General features: G+C 72.4%; 25 protein-coding genes. 11 read left to right on the top strand and 14 right to left on the bottom strand.

From position 1 onward, the window contains the following. Positions 1-83: 83 nt before the first annotated feature. Positions 84-761: a hypothetical protein gene (locus LTT61_RS16515; protein WP_233020845.1), complete on the bottom strand. Its 678-nt coding sequence runs from the start codon at positions 759-761 to the stop codon at positions 84-86. 96 nt (positions 762-857) lie between these two features. Between LTT61_RS16515 and LTT61_RS16520 the strand changes: the two genes are divergently transcribed. Further along, the gene (locus tag LTT61_RS16520; protein WP_233020846.1) at positions 858-1,652 is read left to right on the top strand and encodes a thioesterase family protein; all 795 of its coding nucleotides are present in this window, start codon (positions 858-860) and stop codon (positions 1,650-1,652) included. 5 nt (positions 1,653-1,657) lie between these two features. Here the strand turns inward: LTT61_RS16520 and LTT61_RS16525 are convergent, their stop codons facing one another. Beyond that, positions 1,658-2,290, bottom strand: coding sequence for a TetR/AcrR family transcriptional regulator (locus LTT61_RS16525; protein ID WP_233020847.1), 633 nt, complete (start codon positions 2,288-2,290; stop codon positions 1,658-1,660). 88 nt (positions 2,291-2,378) lie between these two features. On the opposite strand from LTT61_RS16525, the gene LTT61_RS16530 reads away from it, so the two are divergent. Then, on the top strand, positions 2,379-3,449 hold the full coding sequence (locus LTT61_RS16530; protein WP_233020848.1) for an epoxide hydrolase family protein: 1,071 nt from the start codon (positions 2,379-2,381) through the stop codon (positions 3,447-3,449). A gap of 14 nt (positions 3,450-3,463) precedes the next feature. On the opposite strand, the gene LTT61_RS16535 is transcribed toward LTT61_RS16530, so the two are convergent. After that, on the bottom strand, positions 3,464-3,892 hold the full coding sequence (locus LTT61_RS16535) for a VOC family protein (RefSeq protein ID WP_233020849.1): 429 nt from the start codon (positions 3,890-3,892) through the stop codon (positions 3,464-3,466). 158 nt (positions 3,893-4,050) lie between these two features. On the opposite strand from LTT61_RS16535, the gene LTT61_RS16540 reads away from it, so the two are divergent. Next, positions 4,051-4,677, top strand: a complete 627-nt coding sequence (locus tag LTT61_RS16540; RefSeq protein ID WP_233020850.1) for an NAD(P)-dependent oxidoreductase — start codon at positions 4,051-4,053, stop codon at positions 4,675-4,677. On the opposite strand, the gene LTT61_RS16545 is transcribed toward LTT61_RS16540, so the two are convergent. Next, positions 4,674-6,038: an FAD-binding oxidoreductase gene (locus LTT61_RS16545; protein ID WP_233020851.1), complete on the bottom strand. Its 1,365-nt coding sequence runs from the start codon at positions 6,036-6,038 to the stop codon at positions 4,674-4,676. The two genes, LTT61_RS16540 and LTT61_RS16545, sit on opposite strands and share 4 nt — an antisense overlap. Positions 6,039-6,199: 161 nt before the next feature. Here LTT61_RS16545 and LTT61_RS16550 point away from each other — a divergent pair, with 161 nt between their 5' ends. Both LTT61_RS16550 and thiD read left to right on the top strand, forming a co-directional pair. Next, entirely contained in the window at positions 6,200-7,330 is a 1,131-nt protein-coding gene (locus LTT61_RS16550; protein WP_233020852.1) for a response regulator transcription factor, read from the top strand. Between the two features lie 85 nt (positions 7,331-7,415). Further along, positions 7,416-8,270 (top strand): bifunctional hydroxymethylpyrimidine kinase/phosphomethylpyrimidine kinase, encoded by an 855-nt coding sequence (thiD, locus tag LTT61_RS16555; protein ID WP_233020853.1) that lies wholly within the window; start codon positions 7,416-7,418, stop codon positions 8,268-8,270. A gap of 164 nt (positions 8,271-8,434) precedes the next feature. On the opposite strand, the gene LTT61_RS16560 is transcribed toward thiD, so the two are convergent. Beyond that, on the bottom strand, positions 8,435-9,133 hold the full coding sequence (locus LTT61_RS16560) for a TetR/AcrR family transcriptional regulator (RefSeq protein ID WP_233020854.1): 699 nt from the start codon (positions 9,131-9,133) through the stop codon (positions 8,435-8,437). Between the two features lie 74 nt (positions 9,134-9,207). Here LTT61_RS16560 and LTT61_RS16565 point away from each other — a divergent pair, with 74 nt between their 5' ends. From LTT61_RS16565 to LTT61_RS16580, 4 genes are all read left to right on the top strand, one after another. Further along, positions 9,208-9,861 carry a class I SAM-dependent methyltransferase gene (locus LTT61_RS16565; protein WP_233020855.1) on the top strand — a complete coding sequence of 218 codons (654 nt, stop codon included), beginning with the start codon at positions 9,208-9,210 and terminating at the stop codon, positions 9,859-9,861. A 95-nt stretch (positions 9,862-9,956) separates the two neighbouring features. Beyond that, positions 9,957-11,207, top strand: a complete 1,251-nt coding sequence (locus LTT61_RS16570; protein WP_233020856.1) for a glycosyltransferase — start codon at positions 9,957-9,959, stop codon at positions 11,205-11,207. Further along, positions 11,204-13,285, top strand: a complete 2,082-nt coding sequence (locus tag LTT61_RS16575) for a glycosyltransferase family 39 protein (RefSeq protein ID WP_233020857.1) — start codon at positions 11,204-11,206, stop codon at positions 13,283-13,285. Before LTT61_RS16570 ends, LTT61_RS16575 begins: the two co-directional genes overlap by 4 nt. Positions 13,286-13,326: 41 nt before the next feature. Next, the gene (locus LTT61_RS16580; RefSeq protein ID WP_233021043.1) at positions 13,327-13,695 is read left to right on the top strand and encodes a DMT family transporter; all 369 of its coding nucleotides are present in this window, start codon (positions 13,327-13,329) and stop codon (positions 13,693-13,695) included. Here LTT61_RS16580 and LTT61_RS16585 read toward each other — a convergent pair. Beyond that, positions 13,673-14,407: an SDR family oxidoreductase gene (locus LTT61_RS16585; RefSeq protein ID WP_233020858.1), complete on the bottom strand. Its 735-nt coding sequence runs from the start codon at positions 14,405-14,407 to the stop codon at positions 13,673-13,675. The genes LTT61_RS16580 and LTT61_RS16585 overlap by 23 nt on opposite strands. 44 nt (positions 14,408-14,451) lie before the next feature. Here LTT61_RS16585 and LTT61_RS16590 point away from each other — a divergent pair, with 44 nt between their 5' ends. Further along, complete coding sequence (locus LTT61_RS16590; RefSeq protein WP_233020859.1) at positions 14,452-14,745, top strand: winged helix-turn-helix transcriptional regulator; 294 nt, start codon at positions 14,452-14,454, stop codon at positions 14,743-14,745. Here the strand turns inward: LTT61_RS16590 and LTT61_RS16595 are convergent, their stop codons facing one another. The 8 genes from LTT61_RS16595 to LTT61_RS16630 are packed head-to-tail and all read right to left on the bottom strand — an operon-like array spanning position 14,746 to position 24,813. Further along, complete coding sequence (locus tag LTT61_RS16595; RefSeq protein ID WP_233020860.1) at positions 14,746-15,708, bottom strand: linear amide C-N hydrolase; 963 nt, start codon at positions 15,706-15,708, stop codon at positions 14,746-14,748. Positions 15,709-15,764: 56 nt separating this feature from the next. Continuing rightward, on the bottom strand, positions 15,765-16,370 hold the full coding sequence (locus LTT61_RS16600) for a TetR/AcrR family transcriptional regulator (protein WP_233020861.1): 606 nt from the start codon (positions 16,368-16,370) through the stop codon (positions 15,765-15,767). A gap of 4 nt (positions 16,371-16,374) precedes the next feature. Then, positions 16,375-17,145, bottom strand: coding sequence for an enoyl-CoA hydratase family protein (locus LTT61_RS16605; RefSeq protein WP_233020862.1), 771 nt, complete (start codon positions 17,143-17,145; stop codon positions 16,375-16,377). Further along, complete coding sequence (locus LTT61_RS16610) at positions 17,145-18,305, bottom strand: acyl-CoA dehydrogenase family protein (protein WP_233020863.1); 1,161 nt, start codon at positions 18,303-18,305, stop codon at positions 17,145-17,147. The genes LTT61_RS16605 and LTT61_RS16610 overlap by 1 nt, the downstream gene beginning before the upstream one ends. Then, complete coding sequence (locus LTT61_RS16615; protein ID WP_233020864.1) at positions 18,302-20,299, bottom strand: acetyl/propionyl/methylcrotonyl-CoA carboxylase subunit alpha; 1,998 nt, start codon at positions 20,297-20,299, stop codon at positions 18,302-18,304. Before LTT61_RS16615 ends, LTT61_RS16610 begins: the two co-directional genes overlap by 4 nt. Before the next feature lie 58 nt (positions 20,300-20,357). Next, positions 20,358-21,956 carry an acyl-CoA carboxylase subunit beta gene (locus tag LTT61_RS16620; protein ID WP_233020865.1) on the bottom strand — a complete coding sequence of 533 codons (1,599 nt, stop codon included), beginning with the start codon at positions 21,954-21,956 and terminating at the stop codon, positions 20,358-20,360. Then, positions 21,953-23,104: an acyl-CoA dehydrogenase family protein gene (locus tag LTT61_RS16625; RefSeq protein WP_233020866.1), complete on the bottom strand. Its 1,152-nt coding sequence runs from the start codon at positions 23,102-23,104 to the stop codon at positions 21,953-21,955. Before LTT61_RS16625 ends, LTT61_RS16620 begins: the two co-directional genes overlap by 4 nt. Beyond that, on the bottom strand, positions 23,101-24,813 hold the full coding sequence (locus tag LTT61_RS16630) for an acyclic terpene utilization AtuA family protein (RefSeq protein WP_269821894.1): 1,713 nt from the start codon (positions 24,811-24,813) through the stop codon (positions 23,101-23,103). The genes LTT61_RS16625 and LTT61_RS16630 overlap by 4 nt, the downstream gene beginning before the upstream one ends. A 103-nt stretch (positions 24,814-24,916) precedes the next feature. Between LTT61_RS16630 and LTT61_RS16635 the strand changes: the two genes are divergently transcribed. Beyond that, positions 24,917-25,072, top strand: a complete 156-nt coding sequence (locus tag LTT61_RS16635) for a hypothetical protein (protein ID WP_233020867.1) — start codon at positions 24,917-24,919, stop codon at positions 25,070-25,072. Positions 25,073-25,080 lie beyond the last annotated feature (8 nt).

Below are 25,080 nucleotides of genomic sequence, written 5' to 3' on the forward strand. Positions count from 1 at the left end.
ACCGGTCCTCTGGGCTTCGAGCCCCGACAGCTGGTCTGGCCCTCGGTGTAGCTACGGCAGCCGGGGGCTGCTCTCTTTCCGGGTCAGGCGAGCGGGTCGACGAAGTGCACCCGATCCGCGATCAGGTCGAACAGCCGGTGGGTTCCGTCCCGGTGGGTGATGCGCCGCCGGTAGGCCGACGCGACCAGGTCCGGCAGCCACAGCAGTCGTTCCACGCTCGGGGAGGTCTGCAGGAGGCGGGTCTGCCGCGGCACCAGCCCGGCCGAGACCAGTTCCCGGTGATTGAGCTCGTCCCGCTTGCGAAAGTTGTGCTGATTGCGCTCCTCGAGGACCAGCAGCTCGACCGGGTCCCAGCCACTCTCGCAGCCGCCCGCGAGCGCAATGGCGAGGCTCCGGTAACAGGCCCGTCGGGCCGCCTCCCCGTCGTTGTCGGCCGCTTCGACCGGCACCTGGTAGGCAATGATGCAGGTCTCGGGCCCCTCGGCGAGAAACTCCAGCATGTCTCCGGCTCTTTCTCGACCCCGGGAGTGCTGCAGCGCCTCGGTCGTGTGCCAGAAGGTGTCGTCGGCGATCTTCGACAGCCCATCCCGCAGCTCCGCCATCTCCTTACGCTGCACGATCACCGCCGTGAAGATGTAGAACGTCGAGGTCGGAGCCACCACCGGGTCGGCCGTTTGATACGACTCGTCCAGGTAGGCCACCGGCCCTTTCGCCCGCCGATACGCCTCCTGCAGAACGCCCGATCTCCCCACCTCGCGCATCGGGCCATCCTAGGGCGCACGTCGAGATGGGCTGCGCGCGCTCGCAGATTCGGCCGGGGCAGAATCTGCGGTGACGCCCAGCGAGAGGACGATGCCGTGACCGACGCCTTCTACCTGCCCGATCCGGACGACGAGCAGCGCTACCACTCGACCGAGCTGACCCGCGGCCCGTGGTCCCCGGACGCGCAGCACGCGGGGCCGCCGTCGGCCCTGCTCGGGCACGTGCTGGAGCGGTGCGAGCCGAAGCCGGGGTTCCAGATCGGGCGGGTGGCGGTGGAGATTCTCGGGCCGGTGCCGCTGGCGCCGCTCACCGCGAAGGCGCGGCTGGTGCGGCCGGGGCGCAGTGTCGAGCTGCTGGAGGCCACGCTGGAGTCGGAGCGCGGGCCGGTGCTGCGAGCGAATGCCTGGCGGTTCAAGCTGGCCGAGCCGGAGCTGGACGTGCCCGCCGAGTTCCTGCCGACGGGCTCCCGGCCCGGCCCCGAGCAGGCGCCGGAGCCGGAGCCCTTCCCCTCGACCCAGGCGGTCGGCTTCCACACCGGCATCGAATACCGCTTCGCCAGCGGGTCGTTCGCGACGCCGGGCCCCGCGGTGTGCTGGATCCGGCTCAAATACCCGATCGTCGCGGGCACCACCCCGAGCCCGCTGGAGCGCGCCCTTGCCGCCGCCGACTCCGGCAACGGGGTCAGCGCCGTCCTCGACTGGAACGCCTACCTCTTCATCAACACCGACCTCACCGTCACCCTGCACCGCCACCCGGCGGGCGAATGGGTCTGCCTGGACGCCGTCACGCTCCCGCAGCGGCACGGCATCGGCCTCGCCGAATCCGCCCTCTTCGACGAGAAGGGCCCCCTCGGCCGCAGCACCCAGACCCTCCTCCTCGGCCGCCGCTGAGGCACTCACCGCTTCCCGCGGTACTCCCAGCGCCCGGCGAACTCCCCCGGCGCGGGCGGCGGCCCGGGCAACTCGGGCCCACCGGCTTCCATCCCGGCGATGAGTAGAGCCAATGTGCGCCTGCGTAACTCGACCGTCCGCGCCGGGTCCGGCACCGTGACGGCGGAGCACGCCTCCAGCACCAAACTCAGGTCGGACGCTTCGACGTCGGCGCGCAGCCGCCCGCTCTCGTGCGCCCGCCGCACCAGCGACGTGGCGATCTCCCCGGCCCGCCGCACATCCGGCAGTATCGATTCGTCCGGCGCGAAGGCGCCGGCCAGCCGCACGGTCAGCGAGTGCACATCCGCCTCGACCACGGACTCGAGAAACCGCACCAGCCCGGCCCACCCGTCGGGCACCTCGAGCGCGGCCGAACCGAGCGCGCAGTACTTCCGCAGCCCCTCGTAGCAGAGCGTGCGCAGCAGCACCTCCTTGCTCGGGTAGCGCCGGTACAGCGCGCTGATCCCCACCCCGGCCCGCTCGGCGACCGCCGAGATCGGCGCACCGGGATCGGCGAGGAACACCGCCCGCGCGGCATCGAGGATGAGCCCGTCATTGCGCGCGGCCTGTGCCTTGCGCCCGGGAAGCGATTCGACCATGCCCTCGAGATTACCACTTGAACGGAATGATCCGTTCCGCTAATGTGTGAACGGAACAAACCATTCCGTTCCAGAGATGAGGCACCCGATGAACCGCCCCTTCCGCATCGAGATCCCCCAGGCCGACCTGGACGACCTGCACACCCGCCTGGCCCGCACCCGCTGGGCCGACCAGCTCCCCGATGTCGGCGACTCCTACGGCGTGAGCACCGACCGCGTCCGCCACCTGGTCGAGCAGTGGCAGCGACTGGACTGGCGCGCACTGGAGGCGAAGCTCAACGAGCACCCGCAGTTCAGCACCGAAATCGACGGCCAGGACATCCACTTCCTGCACCTGAGGTCGCGGAGGGACACCGCTTTCCCGCTGCTCCTGCTGCACGGCTGGCCCGGCACCTTCGCCGAGTTCCTCGCCGTCGCGGGCCCGCTCACCGCGGCCGGCTACGACCTGGTGATCCCGTCCCTCCCCGGCTACGCCTTCTCCGGCCCGACCACCTCGACCGGCTGGAACGACCAGCGCACCGCCCGGGCACTCGCCGAGCTCATGAAGCGGCTCGGCTACGACCGCTTCGGCGTCGTCGGCAACGACCACGGCGCGCAGATCGCGCCGGAGCTGGGGCGGATCGCGCCGGTGTCGGGGGTGCACGTGTCGCAGGTGTTCTCGTTCCCCTCCGGCGACCCGGCCGAGTTCGCCGACCTCACCGAGGACGAGCAGGCCGCGCTCGCCACGCTCACCTGGTTCGCGGAGAACAAGATGAGCTTCAACACCCTGCACGCGCAGCAGCCGCAGACCCTCGCGCACGCCATCGTGGACTCACCCGCCGGGCTGGCCGGCTGGAACAGCCAGCTGCTCGGCCCCGACCTGGACGACGAATTCGTGCTCACGCACCTCGCGCTGCACTGGTTCTCCGGCAACGCGGGCTCGGCCATCCGGCAGTACTACGAGAACGCGAAGGCACCGCGGCAGGCCGAGCCGACCACGGTTCCGCTCGCGCTCTCCGGCTCGGTCGGCGACTTCCACGGCATCCGGCGCTTCGCCGAGCGCGACCACACCGCGATCGTCTCCTGGCGGGTGCACGACGTGCCCACCCACTACCTGCACCACGCCGCGCCGGAGCTCGCCGCCGCCGAGATCGCCGAATTCTTCGCCGAGTACCGCTGACCGCGGGCGGTGTCTTAGCTGCCGCTGCCGCGGGCGGAGATCTGCTGCACCGCCCAGCTGTTGCCATCCGGGTCGTCGAAGAAGAAGAAACCGACATTGTCCAGCGGGTCCGGCACCTCGCGCGGGTTCGCCCCGATCACCTGGACGTCGGAGACCGCGACCCCGCGCTCCAGCAGCTCGGCGTGCGCCGCGCGAACATCCGGCACCACCAGCTGCAGCCCCTTGAGCGAGCCGGGAACCATCTCCGGCACCGCCCCGCTGCCGATCACGATCGAGCACCCCGACCCGGGCGGGGTGAGCTGCACGATCCGGATCGCGGCGCCGTCCGGCGCCTGCCCGGTGGTGTCGTGGTCGATGTCGAAACCGACCCCTTCGGAGTAGAAACGCTTGGCCCGGTCGATATCGGACACCGGGACGACGACGACCTCGAGGGTCCACTTCACCGGCGGCACTCCCTTCACGCGATTGGTGCCGCCGACGCTACTGGAGCACCGCGCATGTTTCCGAGACTCCGGGCCATGTTCCGCCCGCGCGTCCGCCGGTGTACTGGAATCACCTCCCGCTCAACCCTTCCGAGCGGGATCGGACGAGGGAGCAGGATATGCGAATCGCGATTTTCGGAGCGACCGGGACGGTGGGCAGGCTGGTGGTCGAGCAGGGGCTGGAGCGCGGGCACGAGATCACCGCCTTCACCAGGAACGCGGCCGGCGTCGGCACCGCGCACCCGAACCTGCGGGTGGTCACCGGCGACGTGCTCGAGGTGGCGGCGGCGCGGCGCGCGGTCGACGGGCAGGACGCGGTGATCGTCGCGCTCGGCAACGGCCGCAAGGGCGTCGTCCGCGCGGAGGGCACCCGCACGGTCATGGAGGCCATGCGCCGGACCGGGGTCGAGCGGCTGGTCTGCCAGACCACGCTGGGGGCGGGCGACAGCAGGGCGAACCTGGATTTCCTCTGGAAGTACGTCATGTTCGGGCTGCTGCTGCGCCCCGCCTACGCCGACCACCAGCTCCAGGAGCGGTACGTCCGGGAGGCCACCGACCTGCGCTGGACCCTGGTCCGGCCGAGCGCCTTCACCGACGGCCCCGCCACCGGCACCTTCCAGCGCGGTTTCGGGGCCGAGGCAGCGGGGCTGGCGCTGAAGATCTCCAGGGCCGATATCGCCGGGTTCCTGCTGGACCAGGTCACCGACGAGACCTACCTGAACCGGGCCGTCGGGATCTCGGACTAGCCGAGCGCGTGGTTCGCCACGAAGGCTGCGCCCGGCGCGACCGCGTCCCTGACCCGGCAGAGCCGGGCCCAGTCCTCACCGTCGTACAGCCTGCCCGACTCCACCCGGTGCTCCGCGAAGGTCGGGACGAGGTTCGGCCGCGACCAGGCCGACATGGCCCGCACCACGCCGAACGCCGCCGCCCGGCCCGCGACCGCGGCCTGCGGGGTCGGCGCGACCGCCATCGTGAGCAGGGCGAACTCGCCGGGCACGTGCGCGAGCGCGCCGCCGTCGACGGCGGGCCTGCCGAGCGCGCCGCCGAGCTGCCGCAGCTCGGCGAAGAGCAGCCCGTGGTCGACCCCGTCGCCGACCCGGTCCAGGAAGGCCGCGACGGCGGCGGCATCGAGCGGGCCGAGCACGCTGTGGTCACCGACGACCGGGGTGGGGGCGGGCGGGTCCATGTGCGTGAAGAGCAGCTGGGCGGCCGGGATGCGGGCGAAGGTGTCGATCTCAGGGGCGAGCGCGCGCAGCGGGGCGATGACCGCGGCGGCCGCGTCGTCGTCGGCCAGGATCGCGCCGTCGACGATCACCAGGTCGCGCCCGGCCAGGAACGGCGGCAGCTCGGGCAGCGGCGGGAAGCTCATGATCCGCAGCGCGGTGGTCGCGGACTCCGGCGCGGTGCGGCTCCACTCGGCGTAGGCGGTGACCACCTCGGCGGCGCGGGCGCGATCCCAGAGCAGCATGCCCGCGAACACGTCGGCGTAGGGCAGCAGGTCGAACTCGACCGCCACCACCACGCCGAAGTTGCCGCCGCCGCCGCGCAGCGCCCAGAACAGGTCGGGGTGCTCGGTCGCGGTCGCCCGCACCAGCGTGCCGTCGTGCAGCACCACCTCGAGCGCGCGCACCGCGGTGGCCGCGACGCCGTGCTTGCGGGCGTAGAAGGAGAGCCCGCCGCCGAGCAGGTAGCCGATCACCCCGACGTCGGGGGCGCTGCCGTGCAGCGCGGTCAGGCCGTGCGCGGCCGCGGCCTCGATCACCGGCAGCCACGGCGTGCCGCCGAGCACCCGCGCCACCCGCGCCTCCGGGTCGATGGTGACGCCGGTGAACTCGGTGAGCCGGAGCAGCAGCACGTCGTCGAGCGGCCGCTCGCCCAGCGGGTTGGCGCCGTGCCCGGTGCTCTGCGGGGCCACCCGCAGCCCGGCCGCGCCCGCCGCGCGGACCAGCCCGGCCACCTCCGCCACGGTGCGCGGCAGCGCGACGGCGGCGGGCCGCAGGTCGACGGCGAGGTTCCACGGGGTGCGGGCCGCGTCGTACCCGGGCTCACCGGGCAGGTGCAGCTCGCCGTTGCCGCGGAGCGAGTCGATCGGGAGGGTGCTGGTCATGGTCGGGCCTTTCGATCGGTGCGATGCGCTCAACTCTGCGAGCCGCAGGCGGCGCGCGACATCCCGAGCCGTCGGGGAAAACCTACCCGTCGGTTCTGGTGGGTGCCGGTCCCCAGAGTTCTGGGATGGCGCAGGTCGGAGCGGTACCGCAGACTGATTTCATGGCCAGAGGACTCACCGCCGCCCGCGTTCGACAGGATGTGGACGTCGTCGCGCGCGCCGGCCTCGACCTGGACACCTTCCTGGCGGAGGCCAGCGCCTCGGTGGCGCGGGCGGTGCCGTGGGTGAGCGCCTGCATCGCCACCCAGGACCCGGTGACGCACATGCTCACCAGCGCCCGCAAATACGGTGACCTGCACAATCGCAACAGCCACGACGTGGAGTTCGGGCTCATCGAGTACGGCACGGTCGAGCCGACCGCCTTCACCGCGCTGGCCCGCGCCGAGGTGCCCGCGGCGGGCGTGCACCTGATGACCGACGGCGAGGTGGAGCGCTCCGGCCGGATGAGCGGCTTCATGAAGCCGCGCTTCGGCTACGCCGACGAGGCCAGGCTCGCCTTCCGCGACGGCACCGAGGTGTGGGGCGCGATGGCGATCTTCCGCGGGGACGAGGACGCCCCGTTCGACGCCGCCGAGATCGACTTCCTTGCCTCGCTGGCGGCGCCCTTCGCGCACGGGGTGCGCACCGGCATGCTGGCCCAGCTGGCCGAGGCGCGTCCGTCGGCCACCGTCACCGGACCGGCCGTGGTGATCGTCGGCGCGGACGACCAGATCGCGCAGATGAGCCTCGGCGCCGAGCAGCGCATCGCGGACCTGGATCAGGGCGCGAACGGCGGCGATCCGCTCTCCCCGATCGGCGCGCTGATCGGCGCGGCCCGCCGCTACGGCCGCGGCGAGACCACGGTGCCCCCGCGCTGCCGGCTGCGCACCGGCTCCGGCATGTGGCTCGTGCTGCACGCGGGCCCGCTGACCACCCGCGACGGCAGGCAGGGCGAGGTGGTGATCACGATCGAGGAGGCCCGCCCGCCGGAGATCGTCGCCATCGTGGTCGCCGCCTACGGCCTCTCGCCGCGCGAGCGCGACGTGGTGCAGCTGGTGCTGCAGGGCGTCGACACGAAGGAGATCGCGGGGACACTGCACCTCTCCACCTACACGGTGCAGGACCACCTGAAGTCGGTCTTCGACAAGGCCGGTGTGCGGTCGCGGCGGGAGCTGATCTCGAAGGTGTACTTCGATCAGTACGTGCCGCGGATGGGCGCGGAGCTCTCACCCAGCGGGTGGTTCGTCGCCTAGGCGCTCTCCAGGAAAGGGCGTGGCCGGTCTCCGTGAGCCGGAAGGGGGCGCGGACCCGCCGAGCGCGGCGAGGCAAGATGAGCACATGCACTTGCTGCCCTTGCCCGGGGACGGGCAGACCCCGGTCCGCGTTCTCACCATCGCGGGCACCGACTCCGGCGGCGGCGCCGGGATCCAGGCCGATTCCCGCACCATGGCGCTCTGCGGGGTGCACGCCTGCGTGGCGGTGGCCGCGGTGACGGTGCAGAACACGCTCGGGGTCAGCGGGTTCCACGAGATTCCGGCAGACGTGGTGGCGGCGCAGGTACGCACGGTTGTCGCCGATATCGGGGTCGGGGCGGCCAAGACCGGGATGCTCGCCTCCACCGCGATCATCGAGGCGGTGGCCGGGGTCTGCCGCGAGGTCGGGATCGGGCGGGACGCGGCGGTGCCGCTGGTGGTCGATCCGGTCGCGGCCTCCATGCACGGCGATCCGCTGCTGCACGCCGAGGCGCTGGATGCCGTGCGGCACACGTTGATTCCGATCGCCACGCTGGTCACCCCGAACCTGGACGAGGTGCGGCTGCTCACCGGCATAGCGGTGGTGGACGATGCCACCGCGCGCGCGGCCGCCGAGGCGCTGCACGCGCTCGGGCCGCGGTGGGCCATCGTCAAGGGCGGGCATCTGCGCTCGTCGGCGATCAGCAAGGATCTGCTCTTCGACGGGGAGCGGTTCCACGAGTTCAGCGCGGCGCGGATTCCGACCGCGAACGATCACGGGGGTGGGGACACGCTGGCGGCGGCGGTCGCCTGCGCGCTCGCGCACGGGTATTCGGTGCCGGAGGCGGTGGAGTTCGCCAAGGAGTGGACTCGGCGCTGCCTCGAAGCCGCCTACGATCTCGGCGCCGGGCACGGGCCGGTTTCGCCGCTCTGGAGGTTGGGAGTCGCGCCCGGCGCATAGGCCGCACGAGCGCGGCCGATCCCGCCCACGGCGGGCGGGTGGGCCGCCGCGCGGCGGGGCACCACGGCGGGCGGGTGGGCCGCCGCGCGGCGGGGCGTCGCCCGGCGGCGGGGCGGCCGCAGTGCGGAGCCGCGGCCACGCGGGTGCGGTCCGGCGACCGTGATTCAGCCGGGTTCGACGGCGCCGCCGAGAGCGGCCTCGAGATCCAGCACGATCCCGTGCAGTCGCGAACCCGCCTCGATCAGCGCCGTGACCATCGTCCCGAGATAGCTCACGAACCGCTCGACCGGCATGGGCGCGGGCTCGGCGCGATCGGCACCCAACCACCAGTCGGTGGCCGAGGCGACCGCCCCGAACACGGAGTAGTTCACCAGCTCCAGCCCGGAGACGTCGATCCCTGGATCGCCGACGACGGCGGCGACCAGCTCCGCCGCCCAGCGGGCGGAGCGCCGGGCCGAGCGCAGCGCGCGCTCGGATTCGCCCGCGTTCCTGGTGAAGTGGCTGTGCAGCAGGAACCGGAAGACATTCGGGTGCTGGTCGACCACGAGCACGTACTCGGTGACGGCGCGGCCGATCAGCACCCGGACCGGGTCGGCGGTCAGGTCGGCGCCTGCCGCGATCCTGGTCCAGAGCAGCTCGCGCATCCGGTCGACGACGGCGTCGTAGAGGTCGGTCTTGTCCTCGAAGTGCCGGTACAGCTTGGGCTTGGCCGCCCCCGCCTCGCGGGCGATATCGCCCATGCTGACGCCGGGGCCGAGCGCGTCCAGCGCGCGGATCGCCGCGTCGACGAACTCCTCGCGCATGCGCACCCGATGCGCCCGCCAGCGTTCGGTGCGGGCGTCGACCCGGATGCTGCGCGTCATCCCCGCAGCCTACTTTTTTGCCGGTTCGGCACGGAAAGTGGCGGGAGCGGAGCGGGCGGCGGCAGCATGCGACCATGCACGATCACCACGCGGCCCCGCCCGCCGAGATTTCCACCCGGGAGCACTGGGACACCTTCTACCGGGATCGTGACCAGGTCTGGAGCGGCAACCCGAACCCGATCCTGGTCCGCGAGGCCGGTGCGCTGCCGCCGGGCACCGCGCTCGACCTCGGCTCCGGCGAGGGCGGCGACGCCATCTGGCTGGCCGGGCTCGGCTGGCGGGTGACCGCGGTCGACGTCTCGCAGGTCGCGCTGGATCGCGCCGCCGGGCACGCCGCCGCGGCCGGGGTCGGGGACCGCATCACCTGGGCCGCGCACGACCTGCACACCGACTTCCCCGCCGGAGAGTTCGACCTGGTCTCCGCGCAGTTCCTGCACTCGCAGACGGCGCGGCCGGGGGAGCGCGATGCCATCCTGCGCCGGGCGGCATCCGCGGTCGCCGTCGGCGGCGCCCTCGTGATCGGCTCGCACCAGGGCTGGCCCAGCTGGATGGCGGAGCCGCCCTTCGCGCACGAGTTCCCCACCCTGGAGCAGGTGCGGCATGGTCTCGCGCTCGGCGACGACTGGCACGTGGTCACCGCCGACCTGATCGAGCGCGACGCCCCCGGCCCCGAGGGGCAGCCCGGCACCCGCGCCGACAGCGTGCTGCACCTCCGCCGCCTGCGTTAACCGGCGGCGCCCGCCCGCCGCGGGGCTGCGCGCTCGCAGGAACCTCACAGCCACAGCCCAGCCCGGTGGCAGCGGCGGCCGCGAGTCTCGAACCCATGACCGAGACCGTGACCGTCGCGCTGCCGGCGGATCGAAGCGTGACCACGGCGCACCCACCCGTGCTGGACGTGGTCGTCCCCGTCTACAACGAGGAGGCCGACCTCGGCCGCTGCGTCCGCCGCCTGCACGCCCACCTGCGCGCCGGCTTCCCCTTCCCGGCCCGCATCACCATCGCCGACAACGCCAGCACCGACGCCACGCTCGCGGTGGCCGAGGCGCTCGCGGGCGACCTGGACGGCGTCCGCGTCGTGCACCTGGACCGCAGGGGCCGCGGCCGCGCCCTGCGCACGGTGTGGGAGAACTCCGACGCCCGCGTGGTCGCCTACCTGGACGTCGACCTCTCCACCGACCTGAACGCCCTGCTCCCCCTGGTGGCCCCGCTGCTCTCCGGCCACTCCGACCTGGCCATCGGCACCCGCCTGGCCGGATCGTCCCGGGTGGTGCGCGGCCCGAAGCGCGAGTTCATCTCCCGCAGCTACAACCTGATCCTGCGCGCCTCGCTGCGCGCCCGCTTCTCCGACGCCCAGTGCGGCTTCAAGGCCATGCGCACCGAGGTCGCGCGCAGGCTGCTTCCCCTGGTCGAGGACGGCGAGTGGTTCTTCGACACCGAACTGCTCGTGCTCGCCGAGCGCGCCGGGCTGCGCATCCACGAGGTCCCGGTGGACTGGATCGACGACCCGGACTCCCGGGTCGACATCGTCGACACCGCCCGCAAGGACCTGCTCGGCGTCTGGCGGGTCGGCCGCGGCCTCGCCTCCGGCGCGCTGCCGATCGACGAGCTGCGCCTGGCCATCGGGCGCGAGCCGCTGGTGCCGGGGGTGCCGCTGGGCATGGTCGGCCAGCTGGTGCGGTTCGCCGTGATCGGTGTGCTCAGCACCGCCGCCTACCTGGTGCTCTACCTGCTGCTGCAACCCGCCGTCGGCCCGCAGGGCGCCAACTTCGCCGCCCTGCTGCTCACCGCGGTCGGCAATACCGCCGCCAACCGCGCCTGGACCTTCGGCGTGCGCGGCTCGACCGGCATGGCGGCGCACCAGTTCCAGGGGTTGCTGATCTTCGCGCTCGGCCTCGCGCTGACCAGCGGCTCGCTCTTCGCCCTGCACCACTGGGCGCCCGGCGCCCCGATCGCGCTCGAACTCTTCGTCCTCGTGCCTGCCAACCTGCTCGCGACGCTGAGCAGGTTCGTCGGCCTGCGCTGGGTGTTCCGCAATGCCGGCGCCCGCCCGAGCACCACCGGAGGAACCCGGTGACCGCCACCCTCGCCCCGCCCGCCGCCGAGGCACCACCCGCTGCTGCTCGCCGATCTCGTTGGGAGCGGCCCGCGCTGGGCGCACTGCTGCTCGGCACCCTCGTCGCCTATCTGATCAACCTCAACGCCAACGGCTGGGCCAACAGCTTCTACTCCGCGGCCGTGCAGGCCGGTTCGGAGTCCTGGACCGCGTTCTTCTTCGGCTCCTCGGACGCCGCCAACTCGATCACCGTCGACAAGCCGCCCGCCTCGCTGTGGCTGATGGAGCTCTCGGTGCGGCTGTTCGGGTTGCACAGCTGGAGCATTCTGGTGCCGCAGGTGCTGCTCGGCGTCGGCACCGTCACGGTGGTGTACGCGGCGGTGCGCAGGCCGTTCGGGGCGGGGGCCGGGTTGCTCGCCGGGCTGGTGCTCGCGGTGACGCCGGTGGCGGTGCTCATGTTCCGGTTCAACAATCCGGATGCGCTGCTCGTCTTTCTGATGGCGGGGGCGGCGTATGCCGTCGTGCGGGCGGTCGAGGACGGGCGGACGCGGTGGCTGGTGCTGTGCGGTGCGCTGATCGGGTTCGGGTTCCTGGCGAAGCAGTTGCAGGTGTTGCTGGTGGTGCCCGGGTTGGCTCTCGTCTATCTGTTCGCGGGGCCGCCGCGGCTCGGCAAGCGGGTGGCGCAGCTCTTCGCCGCGGGTGCGGCCATGGTTGTCGCCGCGGGGTGGTGGCTGCTGGCCGTCGAGCTGTGGCCGGCGGACTCGCGGCCGTGGATCGGGGGGTCGCAGCAGAATTCGATCCTGGAGCTGACGCTCGGGTACAACGGGCTCGGACGGTTGAACGGGGAGGAGACCGGGAGTGTCGGAGGCGGCGGTGGGGAGTTGCCCGCCGGGGGGAACGGGATGTGGGGCAGTACCGGTATCGGGCGGCTGTTCGAGGCGGCGCAGGGTGGGCAGATCGCGTGGCTCATTCCCGCTGCGCTGGTAGCCCTCGTCGTCGGAGTGTGGTTGCGCGGCAGGGCCGGTCGCGGGGATCGGCAGCGGGCCTCGCTGCTGCTGTGGGGTAGCTGGTTGCTGGTCACCGGGTTGGTGTTCAGCTTCATGGCGGGGATTTTTCACCAGTACTACACGGTGGCGCTGGCGCCCGCGGTCGCGGCGCTGGCCGGGATCGGGGCGGTGCTCGCCTGGCGGAATCGTTCCAGTGTCTGGGTCCGCCTCGCGACCGCGCTCGGTCTCGCCCTCACCACCGCGACCGCCTGGATGCTGCTCTCGCGCAGCGCGGAGTTCCTCCCCTGGCTCCGCTGGGCGGTGCTCGTCGCCGGTGCGCTCGCGACCGTCCTCGCGCTCTTCGCCCTCCCCCGCCGCGCCGCCGTCGGCTCCGCCCTGATCGCCGCCTTCGTCGCCCTTTCCGGGCCGGTCGCCTACAGCGTGCAGACGATCGGGAGCGCGCACACGGGTTCGATTCCGTCGGCCGGGCCGAATGTCGGGCGTGGCATGGGCGGTCCGGGCGGAATGCGCGACGGGCGCGATGGTGGAGGGGGCCCGGCCACCCTCCCCGGCGGAACGGGTCAGGGCACCGGACCCAATGGGTCGATACCGGGCGGAACCGCACCCGGCTCCGCTCCGGATGGCAGCGCGACGGGCACTGGCCCCGGCGGCACCGCTCAGGGCGGGAGCGTGAACGGCGGCCCCGCCACCACCGGCACCGACGGCGCCCGCACGGGCGGCGGCATGATGGGCGGCCTCCTCGGCAGCTCCGCCCCGACCCAGCAGGTCGTCGCCCTCCTGGAGAGCGACGCCGACTCCTACACCTGGGTCGCGGCAGCGGTCGGCTCGAACAGCGCCGCCGGCTTCCAGCTCGCCACCGAACTCCCGGTCATGCCCATCGGCGGCTTCAACGGCAGCGACCCGTCGCCCACGCTGGAGCGGTTCCAGGAGTACGTCCGGGACGGAAAGATCCACTACTTCATCGGCGGTAGCCGCGGCGGCCCCGGCGGCTCGAGCACCTCGTCCAGCTCCGCGATCGCCACCTGGGTGGAGCAGAACTTCACCGCCACCGAGGTCGACGGCGTCACCCTCTACGACCTCACGGCCGAGTAGCGACACCCCGGCGCGGCTCCCCGATGCGGCTCCCCCGGACGATGGACCTGCACAACCGTCCACATCCGTCCCCAGGAGAGCCCGTGACCCCCTACCTCTTCCTCGCAGGCGCGATCCTCGCCGAGGTCTTCGCCACCAGCCTCCTCGGCAGCACCCAGGGCTTCTCCCGGCTGTGGCCGACGGTGGCGGTGCTGACCGGCTACGGGATCGCGTTCGCGATGCTCGCCCAGGCCATCGCCAGGGACATGCAGGTGGGGATCGCGTACGCGCTGTGGTCGGGGGTCGGCACGATCCTGATCGTCGGGATCGGGATCCTGTTCCTGAAGGAGCCGCTCACGGCGGCGAAGGTGGCCGGGGTGGCGCTGGTGGTGGCGGGGGTGGTGATCCTCAACCTGGCCGGGAGCCACTGAGGTAGTCGGCGCCGCCGATGTAGACGGTGTGCCCGTCGGGGTGGCCTGCGTGCACCGCGTCCGCGACGGCGGCGCCGAACTCCTCGACGGTGGGCAGCGGCCCGCCGGAGCGCCGGGTGGCGACGGCGTCCGGATCACGGCGTTCGAGGAGCCGCACGATGATGGTGCCGTCGATCATGTCGCCGGATACCACGGTGAACCCGACCCCGCGCGCGGCGAACGCGGGAATCAACGCGCGCAGCGCGTCCTCCCCGGCCCGCTTGCTCGCCGCCACCGGCGCATAGTCGTCCGGCAGCGGGTGCCCGTCGCGCGCGAAGTGCGCCTGGTGACTGGTCACGAACACGATCCGCGACCCCGCCGGCATGAGCGGCAGCGCCGAGGTCGCCAGGTGAACCTGCGCATCCCGGTTCAACCGCATGGCATAGCCCGGATCGGCCCCGCGCTCCATCCCGCCGGAGGCGTTCAGCACCAGCCCGTCCAACCGCCCGGCCCGCGCCAGCAGCGCCTCGACGGCGGCCGGGTCGGCGAGATCGGCGCACTCGGCCGCCGCACTCCCACCCGCGGCGCGGATCTCGCCGACCACGCCCTCCGCGCGCTTCCGCTTCTCCCGGTAGTTCACCAGCACATGCGCACCGGCGCGGCCGAGTTGCCGGGCGGTCTCCGCCCCGATCCCCCTGGACGCCCCGGTCACCAGCACCACGCGCTTCGCCATCACTACCTCCGCTTCTGATTTCGAAGCAACTATGGTGCTTCGAAATGCGAAGCGCAAACCACGACGCCATCCTGGCCGCCATCGACCTGCTCGGTCAGCGCTGGATGCTGCGCGTGCTCTGGGAGCTGGAGCCGGGCCCGCTCGGCTTCCTCGAGCTGCGCAGACGCATGGGGAACTGCTCGTCGAGCGTGCTCTCCACCCGGCTGCAGCAACTGCAGGCCGCCGGGCTGGTGGAGAAGCACGGGACGCGCGGCAGCTACGGGCTCACACCGACCGCGGGGCGGCGGCTCGGCGAGGCGCTGCAGCCGGTGTGGGACTGGGCCGAGGCCGAGGGCTGATCAGGCCAGTACCCACTGCGGCTCGGCGGCGGGTCGATACCGGTCGGTGACGTCACCGACCAGCCCCGGTTCGACGGTCAGCTTCCGGCACTCGTCGAAATCGAGCTCCGTGAGCCGGGTCCAGATGATGTCCGGGCTGAACGAGGACTCGTAGGCGTACACCCCGCGGCCGAGGTCGGCGAGGGTGCGCCAGATCGTCGGCGCGATGTACGGGCGCTGCGGGTCCGGCGTGCCGAACGGCTGCGCGGCATTGCGCATGACGCTGAGCAGCGCGGCGTAGCCGCGGCCGGGGGTGCTGGCGGGGGGCAGCCGGTCCAGGTAGTACTCGGCCCGGACGAAGCGGTCGGCCGCCTCGGTGGTGCCCGGCAGCGGCTGGGTGCCACCGAACCCGGCGTAGCGGTTGCGCAGCTCGAGCTGCTGATCGAAGGGCGGCGAGTTGGTCATCACGGTGTAGGCGCGATCGTGGTGCAGCCGGGGCTTGCCGTCCAGGTGCTCGATGACGAGCGAATCACCGCTCGCGTCGTCCAGCGCGAGGTGCACGGTGCCGAGCCGCCCCGAGCGCGGCTCGACCAGCGGAATCACCTGCATCGGCTCCTCGTCCAGCAGCCGCACGCATTCGGCGACCGTGGCGCAGCGGTCGAGGAAGAGCTGCGGCCAGAGCGAGACGGCGAGCGCCGGCAACTCCGGAGCACGCTCCCCGAAGTCGGACTCGGCCAGCCAGAGCACATGCGCCGCGAGCCCACGCTCGTTGATGCCGTCGGTGCTCGCGCCATCCCAGACGGTGGTCACCACGCTCCCGTAGGTTGCCTTCCAGCGCAGCGGATTCGGGTCGCTGCCATGGCCGGTCCGCACGGCCCCCCGCGGCAGCGACCAGAGGTTGGTGTCCATCTCCTCGGGCCAGTCCATATTCCGCCCGACCAGTACGCCCTGCTCGCCAGCCGTCCACAACGCCCGTGTGCACATGCGCTCTCCTCGCGCTCAGCTATCGGTGAGTTACCTGGAGCACATGGTACTGCCGATCAGCCGTGCAGCGCGGTATGCAGGGTGGCGGCCCACTGCTGCACGATCAGCTTCCGCCGCACCGAATCGTCGGTGAGCACGTCGGCGAGCCCGAGCCCGCGGGCCAGATCCAGGGTGGCCTGGACCAGGTGGTGCGCCACCGGGTCGGAGTCGTCGACGCCGAGCGCCTCGACCGCGCGCCGGTGCGACACCCGGCCGAACTTGGCCTCCAGCGGGACGATGCGCTGGCTGAGCGCCGGGTCGGCGGCGGCGTGCGTCCAGACCTGCAGCGCCGCTTTGAAGAGCGGGCTGGTGTAGGACTCGACCAGCCCGGAGACCACCGCCTCGGTGCGCGCGACGCCGGAGGTGGCGGCGAGCGACGCCGCCTCCTCCGTCGCCTGGCCGTTGCGCACGTCGAACATGTACTCGAGCGCGGCGGTGATCAGGTCCTCGCGGGTCGGGAAGTGGTGCTGGGCGGCCCCGCGGGAGACCCCGGCGCGCTCCGCGACCACCGCGACCGTCGCCGCGGCCCAGCCGAATTCGGCCAGGCAGTCGATGGTCGCCTCGAGCAGCCGCTGCCGGGTGGCGCGGCTGCGGTCCTGCTTGGGTTCGTGCGGAGTCACCATGTGCTCATTCTGCCCAGGAGGGCGGGCGGCGCTGCAGGAAGGCCGTCATCCCCTCGCGCACCTCGGCGGTGCCGAAGAAGCTCGCCGAGCGCTCCGCGAGCTCCTCCGCGGTGCGGTCGAAACCGGCCAGGATATCGGCGTTGACCAGTCGTTTCGCCTCGGCCAGGCCCTGCGGTGCGCCCTTGCGCAGCTCGGCGCGCAAGCGGGCGATCTCGGCGCCGGGATCCTCGGCGGCAACGGTCACCAATCCGATCGCCGCCGCGACCTCCGGACCGAATTTCTCGCCGGTCAGGTAGTACCGGCTCGCGGCGCGCTGGTCCAGCCTGGGTAGCAGGGTCAGCGAGATCATGAACGGCGCGAGCCCGATTCGCACCTCGGTGAGCGCGAAGCTGCTGCCCGGGCCAGCCACCGCGAGGTCGCAGCCTGCCACGATGCCCATGCCGCCTGCCCGGACATTGCCGTCGATCCTGGCCAGCACCGGCTTGGGGATCTCGACCAGCCTGCGCAGCACCCCGATCATGCTCCGGGTGCGCTGATCCGCCGCGATAGCCGGATCGGCGTCGCTCGCCTCGCTGAGATCCGCACCGGCGCAGAAGGTGTTGCCGGTGTGCGCGAGCACGATGCCGCGCACGGCGTCGTCGGCGGCGGCGGCGTCCAGCCCGGCGAGCAGCTCGGCGACGAGCCTGCTGGAGAGCGCGTTCCGGTTGTGCGGCGAGTCGAGGGTGAGCGTGGCGAAACCCGCGGCCACCTCGTAGCGCACCAGCGGCTCGGCCATCAGTACGACTTCGGCAGGCCAAGCGAGTGCTGGGCGACGAAGTTGAGCACCATCTCCCGGCTCACCGGCGCGATCCGCGCGATCCTGGCCGCGGCCAGCATGGCGGCGAGCCCGACCTCCTTGGTGAGGCCGGCCCCGCCGTGCGTCTGCACCGCCTGGTCCAGCGCCTTGATGCTGGCCTCGCCCGCGGCGTACTTGGCCATGTTGGCGGCCTCGGCGGCGCCCATCTCGTCGCCGGTGTCGTAGAGCACGGCGGCCTTCTGCATCATCAGCTTGGCCAGCTCGACCTCGACCTTGGCCTGCGCCAGCGGGTGCGCGATGCCCTGGTGCGCGCCGATCGGGGTCTTCCACACGGTGCGCTCGCGGGCGTACGCGACGGCCCGGTCCAGCGCGTAGCGGCCCATGCCGACGGCCATGGCCGCGCCCATGATGCGCTCCGGGTTGAGCCCGGCGAAGAGCTGCATGAGCGCGGCGTCCTCGCTGCCGACCAGCGCGGTCGCGGGCAGCCGGACGTCGTCGAGGAAGAGCGTGAACTGGGTGTCCGGCTCGATGATGTCCATCTCCTGCGCCGTCTTCTCGAAGCCGGGGGCGTCGGTGGGCACGATGAAGAGCGCGGGCTTGAGCTTGCCGGTCTTGTGATCCTCGGTGCGGGCGACGATCAGCACCGCCTCGGCCTGGTCGACGCCGGAGATGTAGACCTTGCGGCCGTTCAGGATCCAGTCGCCGCCGTCCCTGCGGGCGGTGGTGGTGATCTGGTGCGAGTTGGAGCCCGCGTCCGGCTCGGTGATGCCGAAGACCATCGTCGCCGAGCCGTCGGCGAGCTTGGTCAGCCACTCCCGCTTCTGCTCCTCGGTGCCGTACCGGGTGATGATGGTGCCGCAGATGGCGGGCGAGACCACCATGAGCAGCAGCCCGGCGCCCTGCGCGGCGAGCTCCTCCATCACCAGCGCCAGCTCGTACATGCCCGCGCCGCCGCCGCCGTACTCCTCCGGCAGGTTCACGCCGAGGAAGCCGAGCTTGCCCGCCTCGTCCCAGAGTTCGCGCAGCGGTTCGTGGTTGCGCGCCTTCGGCAGGACGTAGTCCAGGTACGGGTACTTGCTCGCGAGCGCGGCGACGGCCTTGCGCAGCGACTTCTGCTCGTCGGTCTCGATGAAACTCATGCGTTCTCCTCGTGTTCCGCGGGGTCGACCACCGCGAGGACGGTGCCGACGTCGACCTGATCGCCGACGCCGACGTGCACGGCGCTGAGCACGCCGTCGGCCGGGGCCGCGATGGTGTGCTCCATCTTCATGGCCTCCAGCCAGAGAATCGGGGTGCCCGCGGTGACGGCGGCACCCACCTCGGCGCCGAGCCGGATCACGGTGCCCGGCATGGGGGCGAGCAGTGAGCCGGTGGCGACCAGGTCGGCGGGGTCGGTGAAGCGCGGCAGTTTGCGCAGTGCCACCGGGCCGAGCGGGGAGTCCACCGCGACCAGGTCGCCGTATCTCGCGATGGCGAACTGCCTGCGCACCGGGCCGCGTTCGCCGGGCACCGCGAGCACCACCCGGTCCGGGGCGGCTTCCAGCACCTCCAGCCCGTCGTGGCCGTCCACCGCGATCACCCCGCGGGTGACCAGGTAGCCGATCTCGTGCACGGCGCCGTCCCTGCCCTCGAACCGCTTGACCGTCGACTGCGAGGGCAGGTTGCGCCAGCCGCTCGGCAGCCCGGGCACCACCCGCGCCGCCGCGCGATTGGCGGCGGCGTCGGCGAGCGCGGCGGCGACGGCGGAGAGCTCGGTGCCGTCGGCGTCGGTGAGCGGGGCCGCGAGCGCGGCGAGGCCGTGCGTGGCGAAGAAGGCGGTGTCGGTGTCGCCTGCCAGGAAGGCGGGGTGCCGCAGCACCCGGACCAGCAGGTCGCGGTTGGTCACCAGGCCGTGCAGCTGCGCGCGCTGCAGGGCGTTCGCGAGCAGCCGGGCCGCCTCGGCGCGGGTCTCGCCGACCGAGATGACCTTGGCCAGCATGGGGTCGTAGTGCACGCCGACCACCGAGCCGTCGACCACGCCGGTGTCCAGCCGGATTCCGGAGCGGGCGGGCAGGTCGAACTCGGCGAGCACGCCGGGGATCGCGATCCGGTGCACGGTGCCGCTCTGCGGCTGCCAGTCCTGCGCCGGGTCCTCGGCGTAGAGCCGGACCTCGATCGAGTGGCCGACCTGGGCGGGCGGCCGCGCGGGCAGCGCGGCGCCGTCGGCGATCTCCAGCTGCCACCGGACCAGGTCCAGCCCGGTGGTGCACTCGGTGACCGGGTGCTCCACCTGCAGCCGGGTGTTCATCTCCAGGAAGAAGAAGTCGCCGCGCTCGTCGGCGAGGAACTCGACGGTGCCCGCGCCGGTGTAGCCGATCGCCTCGGCAGCGAGCACGGCCGCCGCGAAGAGCCGCGCGCGCATCCCGTCCACCCGCTCGACCAGCGGCGACGGTGCCTCCTCGATCACCTTCTGGTGCCTGCGCTGGATCGAGCACTCGCGCTCGCCGACCGCCCACACGGTGCCGTGCGTGTCGGCCAGCACCTGCACCTCGATGTGCCTGCCGGTCTCCAGGTAGCGCTCGCAGAAGACGGTGGGGTCGCCGAAGGCGGACTGCGCCTCGCGGCGGGCGCCCGCCAGCTGCGGCTCCAGCTCGGCGAGCTCGCGGACGACGCGCATGCCGCGGCCGCCGCCGCCCGCCGACGCCTTGATCAGCACCGGCAGCATGTCGGCGGTGACCTGCGCTGGGTCCAGCTCGGCCAGCACGGGGACCCCGGCGGCGTCCATCATCTTCTTGGCCGCGACCTTGGAGCCCATCTGCTCGATCGACTCGACCGGCGGGCCGATCCAGGTGAGGCCCGCCTGCTCGACCGCGCGGGCGAATTCGGCGTTCTCCGAGAGGAATCCGTAGCCGGGGTGTACCGCGTCGGCGCCCGCGGCGAGCGCGGCCTCGATGATGAGGTCGCCGCGCAGGTACGTCTCACCGGGGGTGCTTCCCGGAAGTCGCACGGCGGCATCGGCCTCCGCCACGTGCGGTGCGGCCGCGTCCGCGTCGGAGTACACCGCGACGGTGCCGAGCCCCATCCTCCGGCAGGTCGCGAAGACCCGCCGCGCGATCTCGCCCCGATTCGCTACCAGGACGCTGCTGACACTCATGCCGACCTCACAATCGTGCGCGCGACGGCGCTCAGGACGGTCCTGATCATTTCGCCCCCTACATCCGGAAGACGCCGAAGCCCGCGGCGCCCTCGATCGGTGCGGTGTGCACGGCGGAGAGCGCCATGCCGAGCACGGTGCGGGTATCGCGCGGGTCGATCACGCCGTCGTCGTAGAGCCGCCCGGACATGAACATGGCCAGCGACTCCGCCTCGATCTGCGCCTCGATCATGGCCCGCATCCCGGCATCGGCCTCCTCGTCGAAGCCCTGCCCGCGCGCCTCGGCGGCGGCCCTGCCCACGATGGAGATGACCCCGGCCAGCTGCGCCCCGCCCATGACCGCGGATTTCGCACTCGGCCAGGCGAAGACGAAGCGCGGGTCGTAGGCGCGCCCGCACATGCCGTAGTGCCCGGCCCCGTAGGAGGCGCCCATGAGCAGCGAGATGTGCGGCACCGTCGAGTTGGAGACGGCGTTGATCATCATCGAGCCGTGCTTGATGATGCCCTTCTGCTCGTACTCCTTGCCGACCATGTAGCCGGTGGTGTTGTGCAGGAACAGCAGCGGCGTGTTGCTCCGATTGGCCAGCTGGATGAACTGGGTCGCCTTCTGCGACTCCTCGGAGAAGAGCACGCCACGCGCGTTCGCCAGGATGCCGACCGGGTAGCCGTGCAGCTCGGCCCAGCCGGTGACCAGGCTGGAGCCGTAGAGCGGCTTGAACTCGTCGAATTCGGAGCCGTCCACGATCCGGGCGATCACCTCGCGCGGGTCGAACGGGATCTTGAGGTCGGGCGGGACGATGCCGAGCAGTTCTTCGGCGTCGAAGAGCGGTTCGAGCACCGCGGCGCGCGGCGCGGGCCCCCGCTTGCGCCAGTTCAGCCGCCGGACGATGGCGCGGCCGATCCGGATGGCGTCCTGCTCGTCCACCGCGTAGTAGTCGGCGAGCCCGGAGACCCTGGCGTGCATATCCGCGCCGCCGAGCGATTCGTCGTCGGACTCCTCGCCGGTCGCCATCTTGACCAGCGGCGGGCCGCCGAGGAAGACCTTGGAGCGCTCCTTGATCATGACCACGTGGTCGGACATGCCGGGGATGTACGCCCCGCCCGCCGTCGAGTTGCCGAAGACCAGCGCGATGGTGGGGATGCCTGCCGCGGAGGCGCGGGTGAGGTCGCGGAACATGCGCCCGCCGGGGACGAAGACCTCCTTCTGCGTCGGCAGGTCCGCGCCGCCGGACTCGACCAGCGAGATCACCGGCAGCCGGTTCTCCCGCACGATGTCGTTGACGCGCAGCGTCTTCCGCAGCGTCCAGGGGTTGGAGGTGCCGCCGCGCACGGTCGGGTCCGGGGCGACGATCATGCACTCGACGCCCTCGACCACGCCGATCCCGCAGACGGTGCTGCCGCCCACGTGGAACTCGCTGCCCCAGCCCGCCAGCGCGCAGAGCTCGAGGAACGGCGAGTCCTCGTCGATGAGCAGCTCGATGCGCTCGCGGGCGGTCAGCTTGCCGCGCCTGCGGTGCCTGGCCAGCTTGTCCGGCCCGCCGCCCGCGACGGCCTTGGCGAACTCCGCGCCGACCTCGAGCAGCTTCTCGCTCATGGCCGCGGCGGCCGCCTCGTACTCCGGCGCGGCGGTGTCGACGGTGCTGCGCAGCACGGTCATGACTGGTACCCCAATCGCTTCGCGGCCAGTGCGGTGAGGATCTCGGTGGTGCCTCCGCCGATACCGAGGATGCGGATATCACGGTACTGCCGCTCGACCTCGGCCTCGCGCATGTAGCCGAGCCCGCCGAAGAGCTGAACGGCCTGGTTGGCGACCCACTCGCCGGCCTCGACGGCGGTGTTCTTGGCGAAGCAGACCTCGGCGATCAGGTCGGTCTCGCCCGCCGCGGCCCGCTCGACCACGTGCCGGGTGTAGACCCGGGCGACGTCGGTCCGGCGGGCCATCTCGGCCAGCGTGTTCTGCACCGCCTGCCTGCTGATCAGCGGCCGGCCGAAGGTCTCCCGGTCGCGGCACCACCGCAGGGTCAGGTCGAGGCAGCGCTGTGCCTGGCTGTAGGCCTGGGCCGCCAGCCCGGCCCGCTCGCTCACGAAGGCCTGCGCGATCTGCGCGAAGCCGCTGTTCTCCCGGCCGACCAGGTTGCCGACCGGTACCCGGACGTCCACGTAGGAGAGCTCGGCGGTGTCCGAGGCGCGCCAGCCCATCTTGTCCAGCTTGCGGCTCACCGTGAAGCCGGGCGTCCCCTTCTCCACGACCAGCAGCGAGACGCCGCCCGCGCCCGGCCCGCCGGTGCGCACCGCGGTGACGACGAAGTCGGCGCGGCAGCCGGAGGTGATGTAGGTCTTGGCACCGTTGACGACGTAGTGGTCGCCGTCCCTGACCGCGGTGGTGGTCAGGTGCCCGACGTCGGAGCCGCCGCCCGGCTCGGTGATGGCGAGCGAGCCGATCAGCTCACCGGCCAGCGTCGGCCGCACCCAGCGTTCGAGCTGCTCCGGGTCGCCGGCCGCGGCCAGGTGCGGCACCGCGATGCCGCAGGTGAAGAGCGAGGCGAAGAGCCCGCCGGAGCCGCCCGCGTAGTGCATCTCCTCGCAGACCAGCGCGGCGTCGATGCCGTCGCCGCCCGCGCCGCCGACCGCCTCGGGGAACTGGATGCCGAGCAGCCCGAGCGCGCCCGCTTTCTTGTGCAGCTCGCGCGGGATCTCGCCGTCCCGCTCCCACTCGTCGAGGAACGGGAGCACCTCGCGCTCCACGAAACCGCGGACGGTGGCGCGCAGCTCGCGCCGCTCCGGGGTGGACCAGGGATTGTTCACAGCAGCTCCGTGGGGATCTCGACGTGCCGGGACCGCAGCCATTCGCCGAGTCCCTTCGCCTGGGGGTCGAATCGGGCCTGGTAGGCGACGCCCTTGCCGAGCAGGCCGTGGATGACGAAGTTCAGCGCGCGCAGGTTGGGCAGGACGGTCCTGGTGATCGGCAGCTCCGCCGCCTCCGGGAGCAGGGTGCGCAGCGCGTCGACGGTGAGGGTGTGCGCCAGCCAGCGCCACTGCTCGTCGGTGCGCACCCAGACGCCGACATTGGCATTGCCGCCCTTGTCGCCGCTGCGCGCCAGCGCGATGGTGCCGAGCGGGTGCGTCTCGGTGTCGGTTGCCTCGAGCGGCTCCGGCAGCTCGGGTTCGGCGAGCTCGAGCAGGTCGCGGGTGGCTCTCGGGGCACCGATCCGCACCACCGCGCCGTCCGGCAGGACCGCGGTGTGGCCGACCGCGTCGGCGGGCACGTACCCCGGCGTGAAGACGCCGTAGGGCGCGCCGTTTCCGGGCGGCGAGGTGAGCGTGAAGCCGGGGTAGCTCGCCAGCGCCAGCTCCACCGCGACGGCGGAGAAGGCGCGGCCGACCTTGTTCGGGTCGGGGTCACGGACCACGCAGCGCAGCAGCGCGGAGGCGCGCTCCTCGGTGTCGGCGTCCGGGCGGTCCAGCCGGGCCAGCGACCACTCCAGCTCGGCCGGGCGGACCGGCAGCCAGGTCTCCAGCTGCTTCCTGGTGAGCTCCGCCTTGGCCTCGATCTCCAGGCCGGTGAGGACGAAGGTCATCTCGTTGCGGAAGCCGTCCAGGGTGTTCAGCGAGACCTTGGTGGTCGGCGGCGGCGCCTCGCCGCGCACGTTGTCGATCCGCACCCGGTCCCGGCCGTCCGCGCTGAGCCGGATGCTGTCCAGCCGGGTGGTGACGTCCGGCCCGGCGTAGCGGGCGCCCTGGATCTCGTACACGAGCTGCGCCGCGACGGTGTCGACGGTGACGGCGCCGCCGGTCCCGGGGTGCTTGGTGATCACGCTGCTCCCGTCCCGGCGCAGCTCCGCGATCGGGAAGCCGGGGCGGCTCAGGTCCGCGATCTCGGTGAAGAAGGCGAAGTTGCCCCCGGTCGCCTGGGTGCCGCACTCGATGACGTGCCCGGCCACCACCGCGCCTGCCAGCGCGTCGTAGTCGTCGTCGGCCCAGCCGAAGTGCGCCGCCGCCGGGCCCGCCACCAGCGCGGCGTCGGTGACCCGGCCGGTGACCACGATGTCGGCGCCCGCCACCAGGCACTCGGCGATACCCTGGGCGCCCAGGTAGGCGTTGGCGGTGAGCGGGGTGCCGAGGCCGAGCTCGGCGGCGCGGCCGAGCAGGTCGTCGCCGGTGACGTAGGCGATCTTCGGCCGCAAGCCCAGCTGCTCCGCGACCGCGCGCAGCTTCTCGGCGAGCCCGGCCGGGTTCAGCCCGCCTGCGTTGGCGACCAGCTTCACGTGCCGGTCCATGGCGAGGCCGAGGCAGTCCTCGACCTGGCGCAGGAAGGTCTTGGCGTAGCCGAGCGCGGGGTCCTTCATCCGGTCCCTGCCCAGGATGAGCATGGTGAGCTCGGCCAGGTAGTCGCCGGTGAGGACGTCGAGTTCACCGCCCTCGAGCATCTCCCGCATGGCGACGGCGCGGTCACCGTAGAAGCCGGAACAGTTGCCGATCCGGAGCAGCTCCGGGTCGGCCGCGAGACTGGTCACGCGGGTGCCCTCCTGTGCAAGCGTCGTAGCGGTTACAGGGTCACACCGGGGCGATAAAAAAGCAAGCCCGCGTGCTTGTTAATGGGTTGGGTAGGCTGCGGGCGTGTCCTCCAACCTCACCGTACTTCTGCTTCTCGCGCTGGCCGGGTTCCTGCTCGGCGGGGCGATCACCCTGTGGAAGACCACGCGGTGGATGGCTGTTTCGCTCGGGGTTTGCGCGGTGCTCGCGGGGGTCGGGGCGTTCGTCTGGGGGCAGTAGTGCCCTCT

It is taken from the genome of Nocardia asteroides, from assembly GCF_021183625.1.
Classification (GTDB): domain Bacteria; phylum Actinomycetota; class Actinomycetes; order Mycobacteriales; family Mycobacteriaceae; genus Nocardia; species Nocardia asteroides_A.

Coding starts and splice junctions, on each gene's coding strand:
- LTT61_RS16545 (WP_233020851.1), bottom strand. CDS start 6,038: ATGACCAGCACCCTCCCGATCGACTCGCTCCGCGGCAACGGCGAGCTG.
- LTT61_RS16600 (WP_233020861.1), bottom strand. CDS start 16,370: ATGGTGACTCCGCACGAACCCAAGCAGGACCGCAGCCGCGCCACCCGG.
- LTT61_RS16530 (WP_233020848.1), top strand. CDS start 2,379: ATGAACCGCCCCTTCCGCATCGAGATCCCCCAGGCCGACCTGGACGAC.
- LTT61_RS16615 (WP_233020864.1), bottom strand. CDS start 20,299: ATGAGTGTCAGCAGCGTCCTGGTAGCGAATCGGGGCGAGATCGCGCGG.
- LTT61_RS16540 (WP_233020850.1), top strand. CDS start 4,051: ATGCGAATCGCGATTTTCGGAGCGACCGGGACGGTGGGCAGGCTGGTG.
- LTT61_RS16525 (WP_233020847.1), bottom strand. CDS start 2,290: ATGGTCGAATCGCTTCCCGGGCGCAAGGCACAGGCCGCGCGCAATGAC.
- LTT61_RS16620 (WP_233020865.1), bottom strand. CDS start 21,956: ATGACCGTGCTGCGCAGCACCGTCGACACCGCCGCGCCGGAGTACGAG.
- LTT61_RS16515 (WP_233020845.1), bottom strand. CDS start 761: ATGCGCGAGGTGGGGAGATCGGGCGTTCTGCAGGAGGCGTATCGGCGG.
- thiD (WP_233020853.1), top strand. CDS start 7,416: ATGCACTTGCTGCCCTTGCCCGGGGACGGGCAGACCCCGGTCCGCGTT.
- LTT61_RS16550 (WP_233020852.1), top strand. CDS start 6,200: ATGGCCAGAGGACTCACCGCCGCCCGCGTTCGACAGGATGTGGACGTC.
- LTT61_RS16605 (WP_233020862.1), bottom strand. CDS start 17,145: ATGGCCGAGCCGCTGGTGCGCTACGAGGTGGCCGCGGGTTTCGCCACG.
- LTT61_RS16560 (WP_233020854.1), bottom strand. CDS start 9,133: ATGACGCGCAGCATCCGGGTCGACGCCCGCACCGAACGCTGGCGGGCG.
- LTT61_RS16565 (WP_233020855.1), top strand. CDS start 9,208: ATGCACGATCACCACGCGGCCCCGCCCGCCGAGATTTCCACCCGGGAG.
- LTT61_RS16595 (WP_233020860.1), bottom strand. CDS start 15,708: ATGTGCACACGGGCGTTGTGGACGGCTGGCGAGCAGGGCGTACTGGTC.
- LTT61_RS16570 (WP_233020856.1), top strand. CDS start 9,957: ATGACCGAGACCGTGACCGTCGCGCTGCCGGCGGATCGAAGCGTGACC.
- LTT61_RS16585 (WP_233020858.1), bottom strand. CDS start 14,407: ATGGCGAAGCGCGTGGTGCTGGTGACCGGGGCGTCCAGGGGGATCGGG.
- LTT61_RS16580 (WP_233021043.1), top strand. CDS start 13,327: ATGGACCTGCACAACCGTCCACATCCGTCCCCAGGAGAGCCCGTGACC.
- LTT61_RS16610 (WP_233020863.1), bottom strand. CDS start 18,305: ATGAGTTTCATCGAGACCGACGAGCAGAAGTCGCTGCGCAAGGCCGTC.
- LTT61_RS16590 (WP_233020859.1), top strand. CDS start 14,452: ATGCGAAGCGCAAACCACGACGCCATCCTGGCCGCCATCGACCTGCTC.